23 protein-coding genes are annotated in these 21889 nt (G+C 71.1%); 13 read left to right on the top strand and 10 right to left on the bottom strand.

What is annotated here, in order from left to right; genetic code table 11:
- The first annotated feature begins 3 nt into the window (after window positions 1-3).
- Window positions 4-507 (top strand): Lrp/AsnC family transcriptional regulator, encoded by a 504-nt coding sequence (locus ABD978_RS03275; RefSeq protein WP_345347998.1) that lies wholly within the window; start codon window positions 4-6, stop codon window positions 505-507.
- A 14-nt stretch (window positions 508-521) separates the two neighbouring features.
- On the top strand, window positions 522-1889 hold the full coding sequence (locus ABD978_RS03270; protein WP_345347995.1) for an aspartate aminotransferase family protein: 1368 nt from the start codon (window positions 522-524) through the stop codon (window positions 1887-1889).
- A gap of 327 nt (window positions 1890-2216) precedes the next feature.
- On the opposite strand, the gene ABD978_RS43720 is transcribed toward ABD978_RS03270, so the two are convergent.
- Complete coding sequence (locus tag ABD978_RS43720; protein ID WP_425550674.1) at window positions 2217-2531, bottom strand: DUF5994 family protein; 315 nt, start codon at window positions 2529-2531, stop codon at window positions 2217-2219.
- A 26-nt stretch (window positions 2532-2557) separates the two neighbouring features.
- The gene (locus tag ABD978_RS03265) at window positions 2558-2965 is read right to left on the bottom strand and encodes an STAS domain-containing protein (protein ID WP_345347992.1); all 408 of its coding nucleotides are present in this window, start codon (window positions 2963-2965) and stop codon (window positions 2558-2560) included.
- A gap of 182 nt (window positions 2966-3147) precedes the next feature.
- On the opposite strand from ABD978_RS03265, the gene ABD978_RS03260 reads away from it, so the two are divergent.
- Complete coding sequence (locus ABD978_RS03260) at window positions 3148-3546, top strand: hypothetical protein (RefSeq protein WP_345347989.1); 399 nt, start codon at window positions 3148-3150, stop codon at window positions 3544-3546.
- A gap of 60 nt (window positions 3547-3606) precedes the next feature.
- Here the strand turns inward: ABD978_RS03260 and ABD978_RS03255 are convergent, their stop codons facing one another.
- The 3 genes from ABD978_RS03255 to ABD978_RS03245 form a co-directional block, all read right to left on the bottom strand.
- Window positions 3607-4455, bottom strand: coding sequence for an SDR family NAD(P)-dependent oxidoreductase (locus ABD978_RS03255; RefSeq protein ID WP_345347986.1), 849 nt, complete (start codon window positions 4453-4455; stop codon window positions 3607-3609).
- Window positions 4452-5363, bottom strand: a complete 912-nt coding sequence (locus tag ABD978_RS03250; RefSeq protein ID WP_345347983.1) for a helix-turn-helix transcriptional regulator — start codon at window positions 5361-5363, stop codon at window positions 4452-4454. The genes ABD978_RS03255 and ABD978_RS03250 overlap by 4 nt, the downstream gene beginning before the upstream one ends.
- 325 nt (window positions 5364-5688) lie before the next feature.
- Complete coding sequence (locus ABD978_RS03245; protein ID WP_345347980.1) at window positions 5689-6357, bottom strand: TetR/AcrR family transcriptional regulator; 669 nt, start codon at window positions 6355-6357, stop codon at window positions 5689-5691.
- Between the two features lie 124 nt (window positions 6358-6481).
- Here ABD978_RS03245 and ABD978_RS03240 point away from each other — a divergent pair, with 124 nt between their 5' ends.
- The 3 genes from ABD978_RS03240 to ABD978_RS03230 all read left to right on the top strand — a co-directional run bounded on the left by ABD978_RS03240 (window position 6482) and on the right by ABD978_RS03230 (window position 9393).
- Complete coding sequence (locus tag ABD978_RS03240) at window positions 6482-7654, top strand: CoA transferase (protein WP_345347977.1); 1173 nt, start codon at window positions 6482-6484, stop codon at window positions 7652-7654.
- Window positions 7655-7672: 18 nt separating this feature from the next.
- On the top strand, window positions 7673-8134 hold the full coding sequence (locus ABD978_RS03235; protein WP_345347974.1) for a MarR family winged helix-turn-helix transcriptional regulator: 462 nt from the start codon (window positions 7673-7675) through the stop codon (window positions 8132-8134).
- A gap of 62 nt (window positions 8135-8196) precedes the next feature.
- A complete protein-coding gene (locus ABD978_RS03230; protein ID WP_345347971.1) occupies window positions 8197-9393 on the top strand; it encodes an epoxide hydrolase family protein in 1197 nt (398 codons plus the stop codon).
- A gap of 31 nt (window positions 9394-9424) precedes the next feature.
- On the opposite strand, the gene ABD978_RS03225 is transcribed toward ABD978_RS03230, so the two are convergent.
- Genes ABD978_RS03225 through ABD978_RS03215 form a run of 3 tightly spaced genes read right to left on the bottom strand, consistent with a single transcriptional unit; the run spans window position 9425 to window position 11466 of the window.
- Window positions 9425-9994, bottom strand: coding sequence for a GNAT family N-acetyltransferase (locus ABD978_RS03225; RefSeq protein ID WP_345347968.1), 570 nt, complete (start codon window positions 9992-9994; stop codon window positions 9425-9427).
- Window positions 9991-10578: a helix-turn-helix domain-containing protein gene (locus tag ABD978_RS03220; RefSeq protein WP_345347965.1), complete on the bottom strand. Its 588-nt coding sequence runs from the start codon at window positions 10576-10578 to the stop codon at window positions 9991-9993. Before ABD978_RS03220 ends, ABD978_RS03225 begins: the two co-directional genes overlap by 4 nt.
- A gap of 42 nt (window positions 10579-10620) precedes the next feature.
- Window positions 10621-11466, bottom strand: coding sequence for an alpha/beta fold hydrolase (locus tag ABD978_RS03215; protein ID WP_345347962.1), 846 nt, complete (start codon window positions 11464-11466; stop codon window positions 10621-10623).
- 230 nt (window positions 11467-11696) lie between these two features.
- Between ABD978_RS03215 and ABD978_RS03210 the strand changes: the two genes are divergently transcribed.
- From ABD978_RS03210 to ABD978_RS03180, 7 genes are all read left to right on the top strand, one after another.
- Window positions 11697-12572, top strand: a complete 876-nt coding sequence (locus tag ABD978_RS03210) for a helix-turn-helix transcriptional regulator (protein ID WP_345347959.1) — start codon at window positions 11697-11699, stop codon at window positions 12570-12572.
- Between the two features lie 137 nt (window positions 12573-12709).
- Window positions 12710-13564: an oxidoreductase gene (locus ABD978_RS03205; RefSeq protein ID WP_345347956.1), complete on the top strand. Its 855-nt coding sequence runs from the start codon at window positions 12710-12712 to the stop codon at window positions 13562-13564.
- A 406-nt stretch (window positions 13565-13970) separates the two neighbouring features.
- The gene (locus tag ABD978_RS03200; protein WP_345347953.1) at window positions 13971-14429 is read left to right on the top strand and encodes a PaaI family thioesterase; all 459 of its coding nucleotides are present in this window, start codon (window positions 13971-13973) and stop codon (window positions 14427-14429) included.
- 72 nt (window positions 14430-14501) lie between these two features.
- The gene (locus tag ABD978_RS03195; protein ID WP_345347950.1) at window positions 14502-15164 is read left to right on the top strand and encodes an iron-containing redox enzyme family protein; all 663 of its coding nucleotides are present in this window, start codon (window positions 14502-14504) and stop codon (window positions 15162-15164) included.
- Complete coding sequence (locus ABD978_RS03190; protein WP_345347947.1) at window positions 15165-15890, top strand: hypothetical protein; 726 nt, start codon at window positions 15165-15167, stop codon at window positions 15888-15890.
- Between the two features lies 1 nt (window position 15891).
- Complete coding sequence (locus ABD978_RS03185; protein ID WP_345347944.1) at window positions 15892-16974, top strand: methyltransferase; 1083 nt, start codon at window positions 15892-15894, stop codon at window positions 16972-16974.
- 19 nt (window positions 16975-16993) lie between these two features.
- Window positions 16994-18196 carry an acyl-CoA dehydrogenase family protein gene (locus ABD978_RS03180; protein ID WP_345347941.1) on the top strand — a complete coding sequence of 401 codons (1203 nt, stop codon included), beginning with the start codon at window positions 16994-16996 and terminating at the stop codon, window positions 18194-18196.
- 34 nt (window positions 18197-18230) lie between these two features.
- Here ABD978_RS03180 and ABD978_RS03175 read toward each other — a convergent pair whose 3' ends face one another.
- Both ABD978_RS03175 and ABD978_RS03170 read right to left on the bottom strand, forming a co-directional pair.
- A complete protein-coding gene (locus tag ABD978_RS03175) occupies window positions 18231-19109 on the bottom strand; it encodes an alpha/beta hydrolase (RefSeq protein WP_345347937.1) in 879 nt (292 codons plus the stop codon).
- Window positions 19110-19112: 3 nt separating this feature from the next.
- The gene (locus ABD978_RS03170; RefSeq protein ID WP_345347933.1) at window positions 19113-21815 is read right to left on the bottom strand and encodes a helix-turn-helix transcriptional regulator; all 2703 of its coding nucleotides are present in this window, start codon (window positions 21813-21815) and stop codon (window positions 19113-19115) included.
- Window positions 21816-21889: the final 74 nt, after the last annotated feature.

The raw sequence follows: 21889 nt of genomic DNA, 5'->3' as shown, positions 1-21889 counted from the left end.
GCGATGACCGACGATCAAGGACCCGCCGCACGGCCGGTGGGTAACGGACGGCGCACGGGCAACAACCACCTCGACGAGACGTCCAAGAAGCTGATCGAGCTGCTCCAGGCGGACGGCCGCAGCTCGTACGCCGCGCTGGGCAAGGCGGTGGGACTGTCCGAGGCGGCCGTGCGGCAGCGCGTCCAGCGGCTGCTGGAATCGGGTGTGATGCAGATCGTCGCGGTCACCGACCCGCTCTCGCTCGGCTTCTTCCGGCAGGCCATGATCGGCGTTCGATGCGAGAGTGACCTGGAGACCGTCGCCGACGCGCTCGCCGATTTCGACGAGATCGACTACGTCGTGATCACCGCCGGATCCTTCGACCTGCTGGTCGAGATCGTGTGTGAGAGCGACGACCACCTCCTCCACGTCCTCGGCCGGATCCGGGCGGTGCCCGGGGTCGCCGGCACCGAGAGCTTCGTCTACCTCAAGCTCCGCAAGCAGACCTACGCGTGGGGAACCCGCTGAGAGAAGGCAGACTCATGAACCTCCAGGACGCCGCCAAACGTCATCTGTGGATGCACTTCACCCGGTTGTCGTCCTACAAGGACGCCGACGTGCCCGTCATCGTGCGCGGGGAGGGCGCCTACGTCTACGACGACAAGGGCCGACGCTACCTCGACGGGCTGTCGGGCCTGTTCGTGTCCCAGCTCGGGCACGGCCGCCGCGAGCTCGCCGACGCCGCGGGCGCTCAGGCCGGGGAGCTGGCGTACTTCCCGCTGTGGTCCTACGCCCACCCGAGTGCGATCGAGCTGGCCGAGCGGCTCGCCGCTCTGGCCCCCGGCGACCTGAACCGCGTCTTCTTCACGGCCAGCGGCTCGGAGGCCGTCGAGTCGGCGTGGAAGCTGGCCCGCAACTACTTCAAGCTGATCGGGCAGCACGGCCGCTACAAGGTGATCAGCCGCGACATCGCCTACCACGGCACCTCCATGGGCGCGTTGTCGATCACCGGCCTGGCGCCGATCAAGCACCCGTTCGAGCCGCTGGTGCCGGGCTCGGTCCGCGTGCCCAACACCAACTTCTACCGCGCGCCCGAGTACGGCGACTCCCCGCAGCGGTTCGGGCAGTGGGCGGCCGACGAGATCGAGCGGGCCATCCTGCGGGAGGGCCCCGAGTCGGTGGCCGCCGTCTTCCTCGAGCCGGTGCAGAACGCGGGCGGCTGCTTCCCGCCGCCCCCCGGCTACTTCGAGCGGGTCCGCGCGATCTGCGACAAGTACGGCGTGCTCCTGGTCTCCGACGAGGTGATCTGCGCGTTCGGCCGGCTCGGCCACTACTTCGGCTCCGAACGGTACGGCTACCAGCCCGACATCATCACCTTCGCCAAGGGCGTCACCTCCGGCTACTCGCCGCTGGGCGGCATGATGGTCAGCGACCGCCTCGTCGAGCCGTTCGCCGACGGCCCGGACACCTTCCTGCACGGCATCACCTTCGCCGGGCACCCCGTCTCCACCGCGGTCGCCCTCGCCAACCTCGACCTGTTCGAGAAGGAGAGGGTCCTCCAGCACGTCCGGGGCAACGAGGCCGCCTTCCGCGCCACGCTGGAGAAGCTGACCGACCTGCCGATCGTGGGAGAGATCCGCGGGGCGGGCTACTTCTACGGCATCGAGCTCGTCAAGGACAAGGACACCCGCGAGACCTTCGACGCCGCCGAGTCCGAATGGCTGCTGCGGGGCTTCCTGTCCTCCGCGCTGTTCGACGCCGGCCTGATCTGCCGGGCTGACGACCGCGGCGACCCGGTGATCCAGCTGGCCCCGCCGCTCATCTGCGGCCAGGAGCACTTCGACGAGATCGAACGCATCCTGCGCGAGACGCTGACCGAGGCCTGGTCCCGGCTCTGCGACCGGGCCTGAGCGGCCTGAGCACCGACAGGATCCGCACGACCGATCCGAGGCGATCGCCGGCGTCCGGTGATCGCCTCGGTCACCGGCTCTCGGCTATGGGTCGCCGTCCGCGCCTCCGGCCGCCGAGGCCCTCCACTCGGGCGCTGGCTACCGAGGGGTGCTCGCCTTTGCTGTCGAACATACCGGCCCGGGATCCGGCCGTCTGTGGCGTCGGCGCAGGCCGGCGAACCTGCCGGCTCACCAGCGCCGGCGGCCCCAGTCTCGGCCCCGACACCGCCAGCGCCGCTGGCGGTGTCGGTAGCGCGAGGTGAGGTACAGACCCCGACGAACCAACCACTACGGCCATCCCCGGCCGTACTGCCCTGTCTCAACGCCTGTCACCGCTATTTCCAGACGCGATCTCGGCGCAGCTACCGTCGGAGTTGCTGCCCGATCGGCTGCTCGCAGAATGTGCATCACAGGGCCGTGCTCACGCGGAGGGCCGGGGCCCTGGAGTGCCCGGATGAGACCCGGGAACTCTGCGGACGGATCAGCCGATCGGGGCCACCAGGCACCATCGAACGGTGTGTGGGACGAGCAGGCGGGTTCCGCAGCGTACGGGACATTCCCCAGCAGGAGCCGTGGTATCGACGGGGATGGCGGGCCGGTCATCACTCGGCGTTCCTCAGTATTCCTCATCACTGCATCTTTTCCATGGCCGCTGCGGCCTGTCGGTTCGGATCGGTTCCGTTCCGGTTGACGGCGATGGGCCGTGATGGGCTCGTATGCACAATCGGCATGGTGCGGTCCAAACCGGTGATATTCAGTAGCCGGGACATGTTCCTGCGGGGCGCGGTCAGGGCGAGACAGATTCCCATCGCTCTGGCACGGTTTTGGATTCCGACCAGGACGCTCAGGCCCCGGGCGTCGCAGAAGGTCACACCGGACAGGTCAAGGATGAGCAGGCTCCTGCTGCGCAGCAGGACGCTCAGCAAGGCCTCGCGCAGGGTGGGGCCGGTGAACAAGTCGATCTCACCGGCCAACTGGATCGTTGTCGGGGCCAACGGATCGGCTCTGCCGAATGGGGCGGTGTCAGCGATAGTCATTGCGATACTCCGATCGGAAAGGTACGGGTTGCCCGTCGGCTGTGCCGGTACGGCTCGCGCTCGCTGAACAGGCGATGTGCGTGTCACGAAGTGGTGTTGCTCCGCGGTCGTCGCCGCGGTCCTGCGTGTTCTGTCAGGGTGGCCGGGCCGTCAGGTTCCGGCGCCGCAGCCAGGCTGACCGGATGGCGAGCGGTGGTGAGGCGATCGGCCGGATACAGACCAGCCGTGTCCTCGAGGGCGGGCATGAAGTCGGCCGCGGTGATGCCCGGCGGGATGATCAGCAGATTGACGGCTCGCCTGGCCTGTCCAAGGGCCCGTTAAGGTCCAGTCACGTTATCGCCGAGGGCGACGCCGACCCGGGTGCCAACGCACAAAAAATCCTCAGTACTTCGAAATGTACCCCTACTTTCCGGAATGATTCGATTTCGGAAAGTAAAAACGTGCTGGATGCCCCGTTCGCCGGGCTAGACGGCCGTGCAGCAAGTCGACGCCAGCGACACTTCCTGGGCCGCTACGCCTTCACCCGCACCGAGCCCGACACCGGGGTGCGCCCTTTCCATGACGGATCCGAGGGACGGTGACGGTGATCCCGGCTGCTCGGTTCATCAGGCGCCTGCCGGATTGATGATTCAGGCAGCCTGTCAGCGGGAGGCCGTGGCGGTGTCGCGTTGCCGGGACGCGGTGTCGCGGGGCCGGGCCTTGCGGGCGTGGCGGGCGGCTTTGAACGGTTCGGGGAGCAGGCGGTTGGTCAGGGCGGTGAGTTTGGTGCGCAGGTCTCCGCCGATGACGTGGTCTTTGCCGGCCATGAGGGCGCGGTACCCCTGGGCGGCGACCTGGACACGGCTGTTCTTCCTGGCGCCGGGCCCGAAGGCGGTGTTGCCCATTCCGGCGCGGGCGTGGAAGTCGCTGTCGGTGGCGCCGGGCAGCAGCGCGGTGACGGTGACGCCGGGCGCACGGTCCTTCATCTCCTGGCGCAGTGCCTCGGCGAACATGTACGTGAACGCGCGGGAGGGTCCATAGACGGTCTCGTAGGGGGTGGGCAACGTCGCCGACAGGGACGAGGTGATGAGGATTCTGCCGTTGCCGTGATCGGCCATGTGCCGGACGACGGGCTTGGCGAGCGCGACGACGGAGGTGACGTTGAGGGCGAGCAGGTCGAGTTCGTCGTCCAGATCGGTGTCGAGGAACGCGCCGCCGATGCTGCGACCGGCGTTGAGCACGGCCGACTCCAGCGGTCGGCCGGTTTCCTGGACGGCCTGCCACACCGCTTGGACGCCGTCGCGTTCGGACAGGTCGGCCCGTACGGGAACGACGTGGGCGCCGTGCTGTTCGAAGTCGGCGGCGGCGCGGTCGATGGTGTCGCTGCGGCCGGTGGCGACCAGGTCGTAGCCGTCGCGGGCGAACAGCAGGGCCAGCTGGCAGCCGATACCCGCGGACGCGCCGGTCACCAGGGCGAGGGGACGGCCGGATTTGCGGTGGGTGGTGCTCACGAGGTGCTCCTGGGGTCGTGTGCGGAATCGGCGGGACCAGCTGCGGTCCGGTCGGCTGCGGTCCGGGGGAGGGGATCGGCGGCCCAGCTGGCCAGGAGGCGCCAGGCGTCCTGCGAGGACCGGTCGTCGGTCGGCAGGTAGATGAAGAGAGTCTGGTCGTCGGTGCCGGGCATTGTGAAGGCTTGGTAGTCGATGCTCAGTGGCCCGACGACGGGGTGGCGGAACCGTTTGGTGCCGAAGCTGCGGTCCAGGACCTTGTGGTCGGCCCACCAGCGGCGGAAGTGCTCGCTCTTCATCGACAGCTCGCCCACCAGTTCGGTGGTGCGGGTGTCGTCGGGGTGGCGGCCGGCGTCCAGGCGCAGAATCGCGGTCATCTCCGAGGCGATCTTCTCCCAGTCGACGTACAGGTCGCGGGCGGCCGGATCCAGGATGATCCACCGGGTGAGGTTCCGCTCCCTGTAGGGCATGGCGTCGAAATCGGCCAGCAGCGCCTTGGCCAGCCGGTTGGCGGCGAGGACGTCGCCGCGCCGCCCCAGGACGAAGGCCGCCTGGTCAGTGAAGGAGTCCAGGAACCGATGCAGCCCGGAGCGAACCCTCTGCACCCGCGGCGGGCTCCGGCGGGCGCCGGGCTGCGACCGCACGAGGTCGAACAGGTGGGCCCGTTCGGCGTCGTCCATGCCCAGCGCGACCGCGATCGCCTCCAGCACACCCGGCGTGGGGCTGATCTGGCGGCCCTGCTCCAGCCGCGTGTAGTAGTCGGTGCTCACCCCGGCCAGCTGGGCGACCTCCTCGCGCCGCAGGCTCGGCACACGCCGGTAGGCGCCGCGCTCGGGCAGGCCCGCCGACTCCGGGCTGATCCGGGCACGGCAGCGGCGCAGGAACTCACTCAGATCCACATTTCGTGCCATACCCCCAGGCTCCCCGCCGACCGGGGCCGCGGAACGCCACGAGCCTGGGTCGCTGCGTCCTAGGAAGCCGTTGACCAGGACATTTCTCCCCCGCTACCGGCCTCTGTCCGGCCCTCGGCCGGTGATGTCGTGGAAGAGCGGCACCCCATCGCCCCGCGGCACCGGGACCGCACCCGTACCGACCGACCTGGCGGCGCCCTGGGTGCCGCCGCACGAAAGGGATCTTTGCCTCGTGAAGACCTGGCTCATCACCGGCTGCTCCACCGGCTTCGGCCGCGAACTGGCCCGCGCCGTCCTCGCCGAACCGGACAGTACGGCCTGAAGATCACGCAGAGTTACTTTGGGTCCCATCGCACGGACCCGAGTGGAGGGTCGCCGAGGCCTCAGGCCTGGTGCCCGTGACCCCGGCGAGGATGGTCTCGACCAGGGCGTCCAGGTAGTCGGCCGCGTTCGCGCGGGCGGCGTCGCGCATGGCGGCGGGGGTGACGGTGGCGTGCATCATGGCGGCGCCGAAGAGCATGTCCATCAGAATGGTCGGGCTCGTACCCTCGGGCAGTTCGCCGCGGGCGACGGCGCTTCGCACCAGGCGCCGTGCGGCCAGGACGGTCGGGCTGCCCTCCCGGTGCGGGGTGCCGAAGACCTCCGGGTGCACGGAGGAGTCCACGATCCGGCGCATGTAGGCGAGGCCGGCGTCGCTCCACAGCAGGAGGAGCATCTGCTCGGCGAGGCGCCGTAGGTCGGCTCGCAGATCGCCGGTTTCGATGTGGGTGTCCAGGACGATCCGCGCCTTCAGCGCGTCGACGAGCAGAGCCTTCTTGTCGGGCCAGCGCAGGTAGAGCGAGGCCTTCCCGACGCGGGCCTCGCGGGCGACGGCGCCGAGGCTCACCGCTTCCAGACCGCCTCGGGCGTACAGCGCGATGACGGCGTCGAAGACCCGGTCCTCGAAATCGGGGTCACGCGGCCGGCCGCGGACGGACGCGGTGCTCTCAGCCATGGCCCCGCCCCTCGTCTCGTGCCGTCTTGTGTGCGGCGTCGCGCAGGGACATACTCCCATCGTATTTTCAGACCGGTAGAGTCTATTATCAGCGCCGGGGCAACAGCTTCGACTGGGAGTCACCATGACCGCTTCCCCCTCCCACCGCCCGCTCGACGGCTTCCGGGTCCTGGACTTCACCCAGAACGTGGCCGGCCCGCTGGCCGGCACCGTGCTCGCCGACCTCGGCGCCGAGGTCATCAAGGTCGAGGCACCCGGCGGCGAGGCCGCCCGCCGGATCACCTCGAGCCGCCCCGGCCTCGAGCACGTGGCGCCGTACTTCCTGCCCAACAACCGCGGCAAGAAGTCCGTCATGATCGACCTCAAGTCCGAGGAGGGACTGCGGCAGGCGCTGGCCCTGGCCGACACCGCCGACGTCGTCCTGGACGGCTTCCGGCCCGGCGTGATGGACCGGCTCGGCCTGGGCGCCGAGACCTTGCAGGCTCGCAACCCCAGACTGGTCTACGCGGCGCTGTCCGGATACGGCGGTTACGGTCCGGTGGGGCGGCGGCCCTGCATCGACATGATGATCCAGGCCGAGTCGGGTCTGGTGACCGGCCTCCGGTCCGGCGACGGCACGCCCGAGTTCGTGCGCTCCACGATCGTCGACGCGGCCACCGGGCACGTCCTGGCTCAGGCCGTCCTCGCCGCCCTGCTGAACCGTGAGCGGCACGGCGTCGCGGACGTCGTGCGCGTCGCCATGTACGACGTGGCGTGCAGTCTGCAGTCCAACAGCCTCACCATGGCGGCCAACACCGCTTCGAACACCCCCAGGCCCACCGACGGCCGGAGCCCGTTCGCGACCGAACCCAGCGGCGCCTTCCGGTGCGGCGACGGCGATTACCTCGTGCTGGCCGCGTATGTGCCCAAGCACTGGAAGAAGCTGACTGAGGTGCTCGGCCGCCCCGATCTGCCGGCCGATCCCCGGCTCGCCGACCAGCGGCAACGCGGCCTCCATCGGCGAGAACTCACCGCCGAGTTGACCGCGGCGCTCCGCGCGCATGCCGCCGCCGAGTGGGTGGAGATCTTCGAACGGGCCGGGCTGATGGCCACGCGCGTACAAACATGGAGGGAGGTGGTCAGTTCGCCGCAATTCGCCGAGAATCAGCTCGCCGTCACGGTCACCGACGGCGAACGCGCCGAGACGGTCATCCGCACCCCGGCCCGCTACGACAGCTTCACCCCGGCCGGCACCACGCCGACCCCGGCCCTGGGCCGGCACAACGACGAACTCCTCCCTCCGAGCGGTGCGGCGTGACCTCCTAAGCTGGCGGCCGTGGACGACACCGCGAACGACGACCTGGACGTGGCCGCCTTCACGACGGCGATCGAGGACTTCAACCGCTTCTACATTCGGTTGCCCACGCTGGAGAAGCTGCCGTTCACGACTCTGTCGGTGCTGGACACCCTCGCGTACGGCGACGGCCCGATGCGGCTGACCGACCTGGCCAGGACCGAGCAGATCACCCAGCCCGGCGTCACCCAGCTGGTCACCCGGCTCGAGCGGGAGGGACTGGTCGAGCGCCGCCCCGACCCGGGCGACGGCCGCGTCGTCCTCGTGCACATCACCGAGGCCGGCCGGCGGATCTGCCGGTCTCGCCACGCCGACCGGACCGGCCACCTGATCCCGCTGGTCGCCCGGCTGGCCCCCGAGGAGCGGCAGGCGATCGCCGAGGCGCTGCCCGCCCTGACCCGCCTGGCCGAGCTCGGCCGTGACCGGGGGCGTGCCGCCCGGTGACCCCGGCCCTGCGCGGGCCGCCCTGCCCCACCTCGTCATGGCCGTTTCTCTAGCATGACCGGGTGACGACCGCCGATGAGAACATCCGCCCGTACCGGGTCGACATCCCCCAGGCCGACCTGGATGACCTGCACGCGCGCCTGGACCGCACCCGCTGGCCGGACGAGCTGCCCGGCGTCGGCTGGGCCTACGGGGTGCCGGGGGAGTACCTGCGCGAGCTCGTACGGTACTGGCGGCACGAGTTCGACTGGCGGGCCGCCGAGGCACGGCTGAACGCCTGGCCGCAGTTCACCACCACCATCGACGGGGCGACCATCCACTTCGCCCACGTGCGTTCCCCGGAGCCGGACGCCGTCCCGCTGGTCATCACGCACGGCTGGCCCGGATCGATCGCGGAGTTCACCGAGATCGCCGGTCCGCTGTCGGACCCGCGCGCGCACGGTGGCGACCCGGCCGACGCGTTCCACCTGGTCATCCCCGGCCTCCCCGGGTTCGGCCTGTCCGGGCCGACGCGCCAGACCGGCTGGGAGTTCAAGCGGATCGCGGCCGCGTTCGCCGAGCTGATGCGCCGCCTGGGCTACCGGCGGTACGGCGCGCAGGGCGGTGACTGGGGTGCGGTCGTCTCCCGCGAACTCGGCCGGACCCGCCCCGAGGAGATCATCGGCGTCCACCTGAACCTGCTGCCCGGCGGGGCCGCCACCGAAGAGCCCGACGAGCGGGCCGCGCTGTCCCCGGCCGAACGCGACCGCGCCATGGCTTCGTGGCGGCGCACCCAGGCGTGGGAGCGGGAGAGCATCGGCTACGCGGCGATCCAGTCGACGCGTCCGCAGACCCTCGCCTACGCCCTGACCGACTCCCCGGTCGGCCAGCTGGCCTGGATCGTGGAGAAGTTCAAGGAGTGGACGGACTCCCGGGACCGGCCCGAGGACGCCGTGGACCGCGACCAGCTGCTGACCAACGTGATGCTGTACTGGCTGACCGGGACCGCCGGATCCTCGGCCCGGATCTACTACGAGCGGGCGCACGCGGACTACTGGGGCCGGCCGCCCGAGCCGTCGACCGCGCCGACCGCCCTGGCCGTCTTCCCCCACGACAACTTCATCCCGCTGCGGCACATCGCCGAACGGACGAACACCATCGTGCGCTGGACGGAGTACGACCGGGGCGGGCACTTCGCCGCGATGGAGCAGCCCGACCTGCTGGTCGGCGACATCCGCGCGTTCTTCCGAACCCTCCGTCAGGCGAACGGCCGCCGGTGAGCCCGCCCGCTCCGGTCGCTCGCGGCGGGGCTCACGCCAGGCGCTTGTAGAAGAAGCTGCAGTCGCGCAGCGCGCCCGACGGGTCGGTGGCGTAGTCCGGGACGATGCCGTACCGCGTCCAGCCGGCGGCGGCATAGAGGCTCTCGGCGGCGCTGCCGGTCTCGGTGTCCAGGAGCAGGAGCGTCGCGCCGAGCTCGGCGGCCGCCCGCTCGGCGATGGTCAGCAGCGCCCGGCCCAGCCCCCGGCCCCGCGCGGCGCGATGGACCATCAGCTTGACGACCTCGGCGCGGTGCCGGCCGTTGGGCTTGGGCTCCACGGCGAGGCTGACGGTCCCCTCGATGCCCTGCGGACCACGGCAGGCCCAGACGAGCAGGCTCCCGTCGGCCACGGCCGGGGTACGGGCCCGCCAGAAGTCGAGCGCGGCGCCACGCTCGAACGGATCCACGAAGCCGAGGGAGTGACCGCCGGCGACGGCGTCCAGCAGGAGGTCGGCCAGGTCCGGCACGTGGGCGGTGAACTCGGCGGCGGACAGGCGGGTGATGGTCCGCGTCGGGCGCGCTCCTTCACCGGCCGGCGGCGGGGGAGAGGGAGACGACGTCACGGCAGGACCACCAGGAGGGCGTAGCGGACCGGTTCGGTGCCGAGGCAGCGGAACCGCGACCGGCCCCACAACCGGAACCGCAGGCAGTCGCCTTCGCGCAGCTCGTACGTGTGACCGTTCGCGCCGACCTCCAGGGCTCCGTCGAGCACCCAGATGTGCTGCTCCAGGCCGGGAACCGGCGGTCCGTCGTAGGAGATGTCCGCGCCCGGGCGCAGCAGCCCCTCGATGGCCTCGCCGCGCAGGCCGGGGTGCGGGGGCGACACCGACCGCCGGGTGAAACCCGACTCCTCGTCCCGCCACACGGTCTGCTCACCGGCGCGTACGAGCTGGGGAGGGTCGGCCTCGACCTCGGCGAGGAGGCGTGACATCGTCCGCTCGTACGCGGCGCACAGCCTGCCGAGCAGGGCGGCGGTGGGGCTGATCTCGCCCCGCTCCAGCCGGGACAGGGTCGATCGGCTCACCCCCGTCCGCCGTGCCAGCTCCTCCAGCGACCAGCCGCGCTCGACGCGCAGCTCCGCCAGCCGGGCCGCCAGCCGGGCGTCCACTCCGCCCGGCCCGGCCTCCTTCACCGAATCCGATCCCATATCCGGGACGATATCCCATATTCGGGATCACTCAGGCGCGCCCTAGGTGTGGATCGCGGTGAAGGCCAGGAGGAGTTCGGCGGTCCGCGTCGGGTCCTCCAGTATCGGCGTGTGTCCGACGCCGGACAGCATCTCGACTCTCGCGTCCGGAACGGCGCGGTAGTCGGCGGCGGACGATGGCCGCCATCGACGGTCATGGTCGCCGAAGATCACCTGCAGTGGTTTGCCGAGGACGGCCAGCCGCTCCGGGAGCACTCGCTGCCTCAGGTAGTCGCGGGGGGCCTGCATCGCCGCGGCGAACGCGTGGTAGGGCATAGCGCGCACCTCGTCCACGAAATCTTGCGGGAACTGGAAGCCCTCGCGACTGAAAGCGGTGCTCCCGAACTGGCGGATCTGCTCATCGGTCGGAGGCCACTCTGAGGGTCCGATCGCGGCGGTCTCCGTCGCGATGAAGGCGTCCATGCCGGGTCCGGTGTTGATGAGCACGAGCGCGGTCACCAGGTCGGGTCGTTGCTCGGCGAGGGCGGTGGCGACCAGGCCTCCGGCGGAATGGCCGACGATCACGGCGTGCTCGACGCCGAGCCGGTCCAGCGCCGCGCCGACCCGGCGTCCCTGCTCGGGGGGCCCGTAGCCGCCGTCGGCCGGTGCGGCCGACCGGCCGCACCCGAGCAGGTCGATCCGGATGACACGATGGGACTCGGTCAGCAACGGGACCAACGAGTCCCACGAGCGGGTCGATGCGGCGGAGCCGTGGATGAGGAGCAGTGGCGGGGCGTCGCGGGGGCCGTCCTGGCACACGTACATGTCACCGTCGTCCAGGGGCAGAATCGAGCCCTCAGTGGCCTCGGCGCCGCCGTTCACGTGCGGTTTCCCGTCAGGAATGGTCATGAGCCCACTGTCGCCGCCGGTGCGCGCCCGCGTCTTGAACGAATGTTCCGGCGCTGAATGGTCGACGCGCTCAAGCGCCGGGGTGCTCACCGACACGGTCCTTCACGAGTTCCGGGATCGCCAAGCTTGGCCGCCGCCGCCAAGCACCCGACCTGCGGATCTGCCTGGGTGGTCCTCGCGGGGCCACCTACCCCATTGGCTGGTGATCACAGCGAGCACAGACTTGAGGCATGGCCAACAAGGAACTGGGCGACTTCCTCCGCGCCCGCCGCGACGGACTCGCACCGGAGGAGATCGGGCTCCCGGTCGAGCTCGGTGTCGGTCGCCGCGTCGCCGGCCTGCGGCGCGGCGAGGTCGCCCGGTTGGCCGGGGTGAGCGCCGAGTACTACACCCGGCTTGAACAAGGCCGCGCCGGACAGCCCTCCGAGCAGGTGCTGCTCGCCCTGTCCGACGCCCTACGGCTTGACGACGTCGAGCGACGGCACCTGTTCACCCTCGCCGGCACCGCATCCAGGATGCGGGACCGCGGCGAGCACTCGGCGCGACTGCGGCCGGCGATGCGACAGGTGCTGGAGTCGATGGACCTGTGCCCTGCCTACGTCCGCGACGGCAATCTCGAGATCGTCGCCGGGAACGCGCTGTGGGCACTGGTGTTCCCCGATATCGCCACACTGCCCCGCCGGGAACGCAACATGGTCCGCTGGACGCTGCTGGACCCCCGCGCGCGCCTGGTCTGGTGCGACTGGGAGCGCGTGGCCCGTGACTACGTCCACGTGCTGCGGCTAGCCGCCGCGGACCAGCCCCGCAACCAGCGCATCGCCAACCTGATCGGCGAGCTGATGGTGCGGTCACCTGAGTTCCCTGCGTGGTGGTCCGAGCACCGCGTCCACGAACGCAGCACCGGCAGGAAACGGATCCACCACCACATCGTCGGTGACCTCGAGCTGCAATTCGAGATCTTCACCCCGGTCGCCGACCCGAGCCTGTCGATGCTGGTCTACTCCGCTCCGACCGGCTCCCCCAGTGAGGAGCGCCTACGGCTGCTCGCCAGCTGGGGAAGCGAGCCCACGGCCGCGGCGCCCCGGAGCGCTGACGCCGGCTCCTGACCGACCCAGCGGGCATCCGACCGCCCCCCATCACCCGGACACGCGTGCGCCGCGCACGCGGAGTCGATATCGCCGTGCGCACACGCGCCCGGCGGCTCGATCACGGCTTGAGGGCCGTCACTGAAAGGAAATCCCTGATGAGCAAGACGTTCCTGGTCACCGGTGTCAGCACCGGGCTCGGACTGGCGATCGCCCGGCGGGCGCTGGCGGCCGGGCACCGGGTGGCCGGCACGGTGCGCACCGACCAGCACGCGGCCGCCTTCCAGTCCCTGGACGCCGAACGCGCCCGGGCCTTCATCCTCGACCTGACCGACGAGGACCGGATCGAGCCGACCGTACGCGCCGCCGAAGCCGCATTGGGGCCGATCGAGGTGCTCGTGGCCAACGCCGGCTACGGCGTCGAGGGCACCTTCGAGGAGTCCCCGATGGCCGATCTGCGCCGTCAGTTCGAGGTCAACGTGTTCGGCACGGTGGCGACCATGAAGGCGGTGCTGCCTGGTATGCGCGAACGGCGGGGCGGTCACATCTTCGTTATCACCTCGATGGGCGGGATGACCACGTTCCCCGGCCTGTCGTTCTACGAGGGCAGCAAGCACGCGATGGAGGGCATCACCGAGGGACTCGCACAAGAGGTCGCGCAGTTCGGGGTGCGGGTGACCGCGGTGGCCCCCGGCGCGTTCGCGACCGACTGGGCGGGCCGGTCGCTGGCCCGCGCGCCACGCGGCATCCCCGACTACGACGAGCTGTTCGATCCGATCCGCGCCCGCCGCCGGGCCCTGGCCGGCCAGGGGATCGGCGATCCCGACCGCGCCGGCCAGGCCATCCTCACCGTGCTCGAGGCCGACACGCCACCCGTGCACCTGCTGCTCGGCTCGGACGCCCTGCGCCTGGTCACGGCCGGACGCCGGCGTGTCCAGAATGACATCGACACCTGGAAGGACCTCAGCCTGTCCACCGATCGCCCCGATGGCGGAGTCACCGTCTCCTCCTGACACAGCGGTCGCCGTCGCGGCGGTGAGTGAACGCGTCGCCGGGAGTCTGCCGCCCATCGGCAACCGGCCGGCCGCAGCCGCGTGGCCGGCCGGTCGGAGCGGCCGACGCCCGGCCGGAATCCGGAATTCGGCCCACCTGTAAAACACGGGATGCTCGCGCGAATCGGGCGGCGCGTTCCATCGTCGTCGTTGAATTCGTCGAAACCGTCGGCATTCGCCGCAGCCGAGGCGTTCGGCCACCGGGCGCGTACACAGAGTGGACGGATGGGGCACGCCGTTGACTTGACAAGGACCATGAAGTCATTAACCCTGTCGGACGAGGCCCGGTGCCTCGTTGTTCGTAATTCCGAGCAGACGGGTCTCGACGGCCGAGGCTCGTTGAGGTATCAACGAAAGCGACTCGTGCGTGCCTGAAATCAACACGACAGAAGAGACGATCTTCGACCACCTGGGCGATCGACCGCAGGTCGCGGCGCTGATCGACTGGACGCTTCTGAAGCTCGACAAGCAGTCGGATTCGATCCATCTGTCGTTTACCGCCACTGAGGCTTTCACGAATCCCGCCGGAACCGTTCACGGCGGATTCATCGTGGCCATGCTCGACGAGTGCATGGGCTCGGCCATTGTGGGGCTCACCGACGCGCGATTCCTGCCCATGACCATTTCGATGTCCACGGACTTCATCAAGCCGGTTCTGGTGGGAACGGTCTTTGGTGAAGGCCACATCACCTCAATGGGCAATAGTTCCGCTTTCCTCGAGGCACGTCTTTCGGACGGGGCCGGCCGCACACTGGCACGAGCGATCGGCACCTACCGCCTGTTGCCCTTCCCGCACGGCCCGAACCACGACGCCCGACCGCACTAGCGGCCCGGCGTCCCGCAAACCTCACCTCCCTCGCCCGCCCCAGCGAGTCCCCCGAAGGATGGAACGCCGCGCATGAGCAATTTCGACGAACTGCTGTCCGCGACCGAGCGAGAGTTCAAGAGCGAGATCGAGAACAACCCGTTGATCGAACTCGTCCTCGGCGGCGGAATGAAGCGTGAGCACTACATCAGCTATCTGCGCGAGACGTACCACATGGTCCGGCACACCTCCCGGATGCTGTCGCTGGCGGGGGCCCGCCTCGGCGACGACTACCGCGGGCTGCGGGACTGGTTCTTCGAGCAGGCCCGCGAGGAGAACAACCATGACCTTTTCTGCGTCAAGGACCTGAAGAACCTCGGTGAGGACGTCGACCGGGTCCTGTCCGTCCCGCCGATGCCCGGCTCCTGGGCCCTGGTCGCGCAGAACTACTACATGGCGACCTACGGAAGCCCGCTGGGCATCCTCGGGGTGGCGAGCCTGACCGAAGGGCTCGGCGCGGGCCTGGGCAAGGTGGTCGCGGACACGCTCAAGCAGCAGTACGGCCTGGAACGCGGCCAGGTGACCTTCATCAAGAGCCACGCCGGGCTCGACGCCCGGCACATCGAGGACGTCAAGAAGGCCGTCGACGGCCTGCTGGTCAAGGACTCCGACCTCGACGAGGTCGTCCAGGGCAGGCGGATGACGATCCACTACTACGGCCAGATGTTCCGCGACGTGCTGAGCGCCGCCTGTTAGATGATCACGTACGACGGTCTTCACCTGGAAGACGACGCGATCCTCGCCAACCGCGACGTGACGTCCCCGATCACCCTGGTGGCCGCCCCCGAGGATGAGACGGTCCTGCGGGAGGTGCGCAAGTACCGGACCCACGAGATCGAGGACGTGCACGAGCACGACGAGTACCGGGAGTTCCTGGAGAAGGCGCTCAAGCCGCTCGGGCTCTACAGCGCGGACTTCCTGCCGAGCAGCGCGTCGAGCTGTTACAAGGTGACCTTCCGCGACGAGGCGGTGGCCATCTTCCGGCTGACCCCGGTCGCCCCGGACTCGGTCTTCCACCGGACGATCCCCGGGGCGTCCGGCAAGAAGATCCTCCAGGTCAACAACGTCGCGGTCGAGCAGACCTACCAGGGCGACCTCCTGCTGGGCATCATCCTGAAGAACTGCGCGCTGCTGTCGCACGCGAAGGGCTTCGACTTCGTCGCCGGCCTCGTCCGGCACGAGGTCCTTCCGCTGTTCGTCGACTTCGGCACGCTCCCGGTCCGCCACGAGCCGCTGCACCTGCTGGGGGATTCGGCGATCTGCGACTACGTCACCTACTTCAGGACGGACCGCAGGGAGCACATCGACTACGCCCTCGCCCGCAGCTACCACTACTTCCACCGGAAGGTCACGATGAAGAGGATCGCCGCCGACGTGAAACGGTCGGCCCTGCGCGCGACGGACGAATTCGGGAGCGTGTGAGGTGCCCGCCACGGATCGGGTCGGCGACGCCCGGGACACCGGCACGGCCGCCGGCGCGAACGCGCGACCGGCGCCGGCCCGCCTCATGCAGATGGTCCTGCACGCCATGGCCGCCAAGTCCGTCTACGCGGCGGCCGAGCTGGGCCTGGCCGACCTGCTCGGCGAACGGCCGCGGACCACGGCCGAGCTTGCCGAGCTGACCGGCGCGCACGGGCCCTCCCTGCGGCGGCTGCTGCTGGCCCTGGCCGGGCTGGGACTGGTGACCCAGACCGGCATGGACCGGTTCGAGCTCACCGAGTTCGGGCGGCCACTGCGCAAGGACGCCCCGAACTCCATCCGCGACCTCGTGCGGATGATGTGCGGCCCGGCGGTGTGGCGGAGCTGGGACGAGCTGGTGCCCAGCGTGCGCACCGGAGAGCCGGCCTGGGACCTGGCGCACGGCGTCACCTGGCTCGAGTACTACGCGCGCGAGCCCGAGGAGGCGGCGACGTTCAACCGGGCCATGGCCGAGCACACCCGGGACACCGCGCCCGGCGTCCTCGCCGCCGCCGACCTGTCCCGGTTCGGCACCGTCGTCGACGTCGGCGGCGGCGACGGCACCCTGATCTCCCACGTCCTGCGGGCCCATCCCGGCGTACGGGGCGTGGTGTTCGACGTGCCGACCGGCCTGGCCGCCACGGCCACGACGCTGGCGGCCGCCGGCGTCGCGTCGCGGTGCCAGGTGGTGAGCGGCGACTTCTTCGTCTCGGTGCCCGCCGGCGCCGACGCGTACCTGCTCAAGCAGATCCTCCACGACTGGGACGACGAGCGCGCCACGGCGATCCTCCGCACCGTCCGCGCCGCGGTCCCGCCCGGCGGCCGCCTGTTCGTGATCGAGCGGGCCGTTCCCGAGCAGGTCACCCCGGGCGACCCCGCCGAGACCCGTGACCTCCTGCTGGACCTGCACATGCTCGTCGCCACGGGCGGGCGGGAGCGCACCGAGGGGGAGTTCGGGCGGCTGCTGGAGGCCGCCGGGTTCGAGATCACCCGGCTGACCGCCCTGCCCCGCTTCGACTTCCGGGTGATCGAAGCCACCCCGGCCTGAGAGTAGGAGGCATCGACCCTTGACGCTCCCGACCGACACCACGGTCCTGGATGGCGCGACGATCCTGGCGAACGCCCGCGCGGTCGCCCCGGTCCTGCGCGAAGAGGCCGAGGCGAGCGAACGCGGCCGCCGGCTCACGCCGCGCGCGGTGGAGGCACTGCGCTCGACGGGCGTGTTCCGCATGGCGATGCCGCGGGCGTGGGGCGGACCGGAGGTCGACATCCGCACCCAGACCGAGATCATCGAGGAGCTGTCGGCGGCCGACGGCGCGGCCGGCTGGTGCGCCATGATCGGCTCGGACGGCGGCTTCTACACGGCGCCGCTCGAGGACGCCGTCGCCCGCGGGCTCTACCCCGACCTCGACATGATCACCGCGGGCTGGATCGTGCCGGCCGGGCGGCTGCACCGGGTGGCCGGCGGCTACCGGCTGGAGGGCCGCTGGCAGTTCGGCAGCGGCTGCACGCACGCCGACGTCATCATCGGCGGCGCGCTGGTGTTCGAGGACGGCGCGCCGGTGTTGACGGAAGGCCGGCCGGAGGTACGCGTCGCGATGCTGCCGGCCGGGGAGTTCGAGATCCTCGATACCTGGCACACCACCGGGCTGGCGGGCAGCGGCAGCCACGACTACACGACCGAAGGCGCTTTCGTCCCGGCCGAGCAGACCTTCCGGTTCGGTGACCTTCGCCGCCGCCGGCGCGCCGGGACCCTCTACGCCTGGCCGGGCATGTTCTTCGCCAACCTGCCCGGGGTGCCGCTGGGCATCGCCCGCGCCGCGCTGCGGTCCGCCGAGCAGATCCTCGCCGACAAGATGCTCGTCCCGGAGATGCGCCCGGCGCGCGAGGACCCGCGGGTGCGCACCGGCATCGCGCAGGTCCACGCGATGGTCGGCGCGGCCCGCAGCTACCAGTACGACGTCCTCGGCGAGCTGTGGGCGACCCTGGAGACCGGCGGCGAACCGTCCCTGCGCGAGCGGGCGGCACTGGTCGGCGCGCACATGCACACGATCCGGACCTGCCGCGACGCCGTGCGGCTCCTGGCCGACGTCGTGGGCAGCGCCTCGATCTATCGGCGCTGCCCGATCGAGCGTCACCAGCGTGACCTGACGACGATCGCGCAGCATCTCATGGGCCAGCCCAAGATCCTGGAGATGGCGGGCGCGCTGTGGCTGGGCGTGGACAAGGTCCTGACCAGGCACCCGCTGTCGGCCGAAGGACTGATCTGACCGTGATGCGGACGACCTCGCAGTGGTGAGCAGGTCACCCCGCCGTGTGCGCGAGGATGGCGGCGGCCAGTTCCTCGTGCGCCTCCGGCGGCAGCGTGTGCCCCATGCCCGCCACGGTCATCAGCCGCGCGGCCGGAATCCGCTCGGCGATGATCGCGCCATGACCGGGCTTGGCCGGCTCGTGGCTGCCCTCGATGACCAGTGTGGGCGCCTTCACCTGGTGCAGCACGCCCACCGGCTCGAAGTCCGGCTTGGCCATCGCGGCCAGCCGGTGGTTGGCCACCGCCGACAGGTCGCGGGCCCGGTCGTAGATCCGTTCCTGCAGCCGGCGCGCCGCGTCCTCGTCGAACGGTAGCCCGGTGCCGTGCAGCAGGCGCTGCTCGGCGATCATGCCGTCGATCAGCGCGCGCCGGTCCTGCGGCGGCGGGGCGGCCATCAGCCCGCGGTAGAAGGCCACGAACTCCGATGTCGGCTCGGGCAGGCTCCCCTCGGGCTGCGGCTGCCCCATCAGGGCCCGCATTAGCACCTGCCCCTCGCCGCCGCCGAGCGGCGAGGAGGCGATGACGGTCAGCGAGCGCACCCGCTCCGGCCGCTCCACGGCGACGAACTGGCCGAGTAGTCCGCCCGCCGAGTGGCCGACCAGGTGCGCGCTGTCCAGACCATGGGCGTCCATCACGCGGTACACGTCTTCCTTGATGTCGTCCCATGTGTACGGCTCCGCCGCGAAGTCGACGGTGCCCGACATTCCGGTGTCACGGTGGTCGTACCGGATCACCCGACGGCCTCCGGCGGTCAGGCGGCCGACCAACTCGTCCGGCCACAGAATGCCCTGCGACATCGAGCCCATGATCAACAGGATCGGCGCGTCCGTCTCGGCGCCGAACTCTTCACTCCAGAGGGTCACGTTTTGCATGTCTCACAGCATGTCGTCGTCGGGTACGGGCGCCTTCTGTAGAACTACTAGTCGCGCCAGATCCGTACGGGAGCCGATGCCCAGCTTCGGATAGATCTTGTACAGGTGGTACTCGACCGTGCGCGGGCTCAGGAAGAGCCGGGCGGCGATCTGCTTGCTCGACAACCCGTCGGCGACCAGGCCCGCGATGCGCAACTCCTGCGGGGTCAGCGCGTCGAGCGCGGCCGCGGGCGGTGCCTGTCCGCTCTCACCCGCCGCCCGCAACTCGTCCTGCGCGCGCCGCGCCCACGGTCGGGCGCCCGCCTGCTCGAACGTCTCCCACGCCATCCGCAGATGCACCCGCGCCTCACCCGGCCGCTGTCCGCGACGCAGGCGCTCACCCAGCAGCAGCGCCGTCCTGGCCGCCTCGAAAGGGTTGGTGTGCAGCCGCAGCGCCTCGCCGAAGGCGTCCTCGGACGAGTCTGCCAGGCCGCGGCAGCGCGCCAGCAGCGCGCGTGGCTCGGGTGTCGCGGCGTGCGCCGACCACCGCTCGTACGCCTCCAGCGCCGCACGCGCCCCCGCCTCGTCACCCGCACCCACGGCGGCCTCGACGCGGTCCGGCGCCATCCGCCACACCACGGTCGGATGCCCGGCGCCCGGTCCCGCCGCCGCGATGGCCGTGAAACGGTCGTGCGCCGCCGCGTAGCGGCCCAGGCACAGGTCGAGCAGCGCCAGCGCGTACGCGGCCACTCCCGCGCGCAATCCGACCCGGTGTGGGATGGCGATGGCCAGCGCCTCGCGGGCCTGCCGTTCGCAGGGTTCCTCCTCGCCCCGCAGCGCCGCCAGCGCCGCCAGGTTGGCCAGGTGTGCGGCCACCGTGTTCTCATACCCGGCGTCTCGGGCCAGCGCCAGGCCCTCCTCGGAGATGGCCTGGCTGCGTGCCAGCCGTCCGGCGACGCGCTCTGCGGTCGCCACGAATTCCAGCACGACGGGCAGCTGCCCGGTCATTCCCGACACCCTGGCCACCTGTCCGGCCCGGGCGGCCATTTCGGCGGCCAGATCCGACTCGCCCAGAGCGCTGGCCGCGGCCGCCGCCCACAGGTACTCCGCCGCGTCCTCCAGCTCGCCGGTCCGCGCCAACGCCCGCCGCAGCAGGCCCGGCCCGGCGGCGTCACCGTCCAGCGTCAGGCCGAGCCCCGCCACCGTGTCCCGCAGGAAACCCTCAGGGTGCGCCGCCGCCCTCCGGCCGAGCTCGACGACGGCCGCTGTGTCACCGACGTATGAGGCCGCCTCCACGGCGTCGGCCAGCATGTCCAGGCTGTCGCCTGCCTCCAGGATCCGGACGGCCTCGGCGGCGTTGCCCGAGTTCAGCGCGAACCGGCCCCGGAGCTGAGCGATCTCCACGGCCAGGGTGGCGTCCCCGTCAGCCTGTTCACGCGCCTCTGCCAGCAGCGACTCCGCCTGTCCCGGGCGGCCGCCGAGCCAGGCCGCCGCGGCGGCGTCCTTCAGGCGGGAGGCACGGGCGCGCGGCTCGGGAGTCAGCTCGGCGGCCCTGGCCAGGGCCGTGGCGGCGGCGCCGTACCCGCCGCCGTCGCGCGCCCGCACCGCGGCGGCCACCAGCGCGGTGGCGACCTGCTCGTCCTGCCCCAGGGCGGCCCCGGCCAGGTGCCACGCGCGGCGGTCATCCGCGGTCAGTTCCGCCAGGACGGCGTGCACGCGACGGACGTCGGCGGGAGCGGCCGCCTCATGCGCCGCGGACCGGATGAGCGGATGACGGAACCGCACACTCGTGCCCGACACCTCGGCCAACCCGGCCCCCTCCAGCTCGGCCAACGCCTCCCGTCCGGCCCGAGCTCCCGTGTTCTCGCCGGGCCGTACCGCTTGCTCGGCCAGCAACCGGCCGGTGGCGCGCAGGACCGGGTCGAGGTCGGTCTCCACGGCGGCGACCAGGGCGACCAGCCGAGCAGGGGCGGACAACGCGGCCACCCGATGGCCGAAGAGCCGGGCGCCACCGGGCAACGGGTCGGGCAGCGGTTCGCGCCCGGCGAGCTGCGCCGGCGTCAGGCCGGCGGCGATCTCGCCCAGTGCGAGCGGGTTCGCGCGGGTCAGCGTGACGAGCTCCCGTGCCACATGGGCGGGCAGCACACCGCAGCGGGACTCCAGCAACTCGGCCGCTGCGGACTCGGGCAAGCCGCGCACGTCAACCGTCAGCGGCACGCCCTTGACCGGTACGTCCCCGCGCACGGCGAACAACATCGCGATCCGTTCCGTCCTCAGCCGCCTGGCGGCGAACAGCAACGCGTCGGCCGAGGCCCGGTCGACCCACTGGAGGTCGTCGATCACGCAGATCAGCCCGTTCGGCGCGGCGGCCTCGGCCAGCAGTGAGAGCACGCCGGCACCCAGCAGGAACCGATCCCCGACACTTCCCGCGGAAAGCCCCAAGGCCGTGCTCAGAGCGTCCCGCTGCGGTTCGGGCAGCGCGTCGAGCGAGCCGGTCACCGGCCACAGCACCTGGTGCAGCGCCGCGAACGCGAGGTCGGACTCGGGTTCGACGCCGGTGGCCCGTAGCACGCGCATCCCGCCGCCTCGCGCGGCCGCCGCGTCGAGCAGGGCGGTCTTGCCCGCACCTGCCTCGCCCCGCAACGCCACCGCGCCGCCGGAGCCGTCGCGGGCCCGTGCGATCACCTCGTCGAGTGCGTTGATCTCCGCTGATCTGCCGTAAAGCACGACCAGCCACTGTAAGAGGTCTCCACGCCGCATCCGCCGCCTGCCCGCCGCCAAGCCGTGCCCACCACGGTCAC

This window comes from Actinoallomurus liliacearum (assembly GCF_039542035.1).
Classification (GTDB): Bacteria; Actinomycetota; Actinomycetes; order Streptosporangiales; family Streptosporangiaceae; genus Actinoallomurus; species Actinoallomurus liliacearum.
The sequence above is the reverse complement of the archived record's forward strand: the minus strand, read 5'-3'. Positions and strand labels throughout refer to the sequence as shown.

What these genes read in the sequence shown, in the direction of transcription:
- ABD978_RS03275 (WP_345347998.1), top strand. Translation starts at nt 4, where the DNA reads ATGACCGACGATCAAGGACCCGCCGCACGGCCGGTGGGTAACGGACGG.
- ABD978_RS03270 (WP_345347995.1), top strand. Translation starts at nt 522, where the DNA reads ATGAACCTCCAGGACGCCGCCAAACGTCATCTGTGGATGCACTTCACC.
- ABD978_RS43720 (WP_425550674.1), bottom strand. Translation starts at nt 2,531, where the DNA reads ATGACCGGCCCGCCATCCCCGTCGATACCACGGCTCCTGCTGGGGAAT.
- ABD978_RS03265 (WP_345347992.1), bottom strand. Translation starts at nt 2,965, where the DNA reads ATGACTATCGCTGACACCGCCCCATTCGGCAGAGCCGATCCGTTGGCC.
- ABD978_RS03260 (WP_345347989.1), top strand. Translation starts at nt 3,148, where the DNA reads ATGGCGAGCGGTGGTGAGGCGATCGGCCGGATACAGACCAGCCGTGTC.
- ABD978_RS03250 (WP_345347983.1), bottom strand. Translation starts at nt 5,363, where the DNA reads ATGGCACGAAATGTGGATCTGAGTGAGTTCCTGCGCCGCTGCCGTGCC.
- ABD978_RS03245 (WP_345347980.1), bottom strand. Translation starts at nt 6,357, where the DNA reads ATGGCTGAGAGCACCGCGTCCGTCCGCGGCCGGCCGCGTGACCCCGAT.
- ABD978_RS03240 (WP_345347977.1), top strand. Translation starts at nt 6,482, where the DNA reads ATGACCGCTTCCCCCTCCCACCGCCCGCTCGACGGCTTCCGGGTCCTG.
- ABD978_RS03220 (WP_345347965.1), bottom strand. Translation starts at nt 10,578, where the DNA reads ATGGGATCGGATTCGGTGAAGGAGGCCGGGCCGGGCGGAGTGGACGCC.
- ABD978_RS03215 (WP_345347962.1), bottom strand. Translation starts at nt 11,466, where the DNA reads ATGACCATTCCTGACGGGAAACCGCACGTGAACGGCGGCGCCGAGGCC.
- ABD978_RS03210 (WP_345347959.1), top strand. Translation starts at nt 11,697, where the DNA reads ATGGCCAACAAGGAACTGGGCGACTTCCTCCGCGCCCGCCGCGACGGA.
- ABD978_RS03205 (WP_345347956.1), top strand. Translation starts at nt 12,710, where the DNA reads ATGAGCAAGACGTTCCTGGTCACCGGTGTCAGCACCGGGCTCGGACTG.
- ABD978_RS03195 (WP_345347950.1), top strand. Translation starts at nt 14,502, where the DNA reads ATGAGCAATTTCGACGAACTGCTGTCCGCGACCGAGCGAGAGTTCAAG.
- ABD978_RS03190 (WP_345347947.1), top strand. Translation starts at nt 15,165, where the DNA reads ATGATCACGTACGACGGTCTTCACCTGGAAGACGACGCGATCCTCGCC.
- ABD978_RS03175 (WP_345347937.1), bottom strand. Translation starts at nt 19,109, where the DNA reads ATGCAAAACGTGACCCTCTGGAGTGAAGAGTTCGGCGCCGAGACGGAC.